At 67.4% G+C, this 1,918-nt stretch carries 2 protein-coding genes; both read left to right on the top strand.

Annotated elements, in window-relative coordinates; translation table 11 throughout:
• Positions 1–445: hypothetical protein (locus H1D44_RS20620; RefSeq protein WP_244964858.1), on the top strand; the 445-nt coding region annotated here is incomplete at its 5' end.
• 1 nt (position 446) lies between these two features.
• Positions 447–1,918 (top strand): tripartite tricarboxylate transporter permease (locus tag H1D44_RS20615; protein ID WP_181517139.1); only part of this gene is annotated, 1,472 nt, incomplete at its 3' end.

Raw genomic sequence — 1,918 nt, 5'->3', positions numbered from 1 at the left:
ACGCATGAACTTCTGGTCCGGCCTGGGCGTCGCCGCCCTCGCGGTGCTGCTGCTCACCTGGGTCGTCCCCACCTACGGCGGACGCGGCTTCGCCGTCGGCATGCATCCCCGCGCCCTGGCCACCCTCGGCGCCTGGGTCATGCTGGTCTGCGCCCTCGCCCTCGCCCTGCTCAGCGCCATCGCCCTGATCCGCCAGCGCCTGCCCTTCTTTCGCCTGCCCGAACTCGGCCACCTCTGGCATCAGTCCTGGCCGTTCCTCTTCGTGCTGGGCTTCATCGTGCTGGTGGACCGCTTTCCCCTGACCTGGGTGGCGCCGTTCATGATCGGCTCCCTGCTCTTGCTGCTGGGCGAGCGCCGCTGGCACGTGGTGCTGCTGACGGCGGTGATTCCCGCCGCCGGCCTCTATGGCCTGACCGCGCATCTGATGCGCATCGGGGTGGTGTGAGATGATCGGATTCGATGCCATTCTGTCCTCTTTCGCCGCGGCGCTGCACTATGAGTCCATCGCCATCATTCTCGGCGGGGTGCTGCTGGGCTATATCGTCGGGGTGATCCCGGGGCTCAACCGGGCGGTGGCCATCGCCATCGCCATCCCCCTGACCTTCTACATGTCGGCCTATGCGGCCATTGCCTTTCTGATCGGCCTGTCCAAGGGCACCGCCGCGGGCAGTGCGGTCTCGGCGATCCTGCTCAATACGCCGGGCGAGCCGTCGTCGGCGGCCACCTGCCTGGACGGCTACCCCATGGCCAGCTCCGGCAAGCCGCGCAAGGCACTCAAGGTGGGCCTGCTGGCCTCGGTGATCGGCGACCTGCTGGCGACGCTGCTGCTGATCGCGGTGGCCATTCCGTTTGCCTCGGTGGCACTGCGCTTCGGCCCCTACGAGCTGGCGGCCATCCTGATCTTCGCCCTGGTGTTCATCGCCGGCATGGCGGGGGGCTCGTTCCTCAAGGGCCTGGCCGCCGGCGGCATGGGCATCATCCTGGGCACCGTGGGGCTCGATCCGGAAACCGGGGCGGCGCGCTTGACCTTCGGCTACGCCGAGCTGATGGAGGGCGTGCCGATCCTGCCGCTGGTGATCGGCACCCTGGCGCTGGCCGAGATGTTCGTGCAGCTCGACGAGTATCGCCGCAACAAGGACGCCAGTGTGATCAAGCTGGGCCACGACAAGGCGGACGATCTCTCCTTCCAGGAGTTCAAGGGCACCCTGCCGACCATCTTCAAGAGTACCGGGGTGGGGGCCTTCGTCGGCGCCCTGCCGGGCCTGGGGCCGTCGGTGGGGGCCTTCATGGCCTACGGCCTGGCCAAGCGCAGCGCCAAGGATCCCGACAGCTTCGGCAAGGGCAACCCCAACGGCATCGCCGCCGCCGAGGCCTCGGACAACGCGGTGATCCCGGCCAGCTACATTCCGCTGTTCGGCCTGGGCATCCCCGGCAGCGTCTCGGCGGCGCTGCTGGTGGGGGCGTTCATGATCCACGGCATCCAGGTCGGGCCGCTGATGCTGCGCGACCACCCGGAGATGCTGTTCACGCTGTTCTCGGGCATGATCGTGGCCAGTCTCTTGATGCTGGCGGTGGGCTGGTACGGCCTGCGTATCTTCGCCAAGGTCACCAGCGTGCCGCCGCACATCGTGATCCCGGTGGTGATCTTCCTGTGCCTGGCGGGGATCCAGGTCCAGGGCTATGGCACCTTCGGCCTGATCACGGTGTTCGCCTTCGCCATCTTCGGCTACTTCCTGAAGAAGTTCGACTACTCCTTCGTCACCTTCCTGGTGGCCTTCATCGTCACTCCCATGCTGGAGATGAACCTGCGCCAGTCGGTGATCCTGTCGGGGGGCGACATCGCCATCCTGCTCGACCGCCCCATCGCCCTGGCCTTCGTCGTCTTCACCGTGCTGATGGCGCTGCACCTGGGCTGGAG

Origin of the sequence: Billgrantia kenyensis, from assembly GCF_013697085.1 — a bacterium.
GTDB lineage: Bacteria > Pseudomonadota > Gammaproteobacteria > Pseudomonadales > Halomonadaceae > Halomonas > Halomonas kenyensis.
Note: the sequence above shows the minus strand (reverse complement) of the source record. Positions and strands in the feature narration are given on the sequence as shown.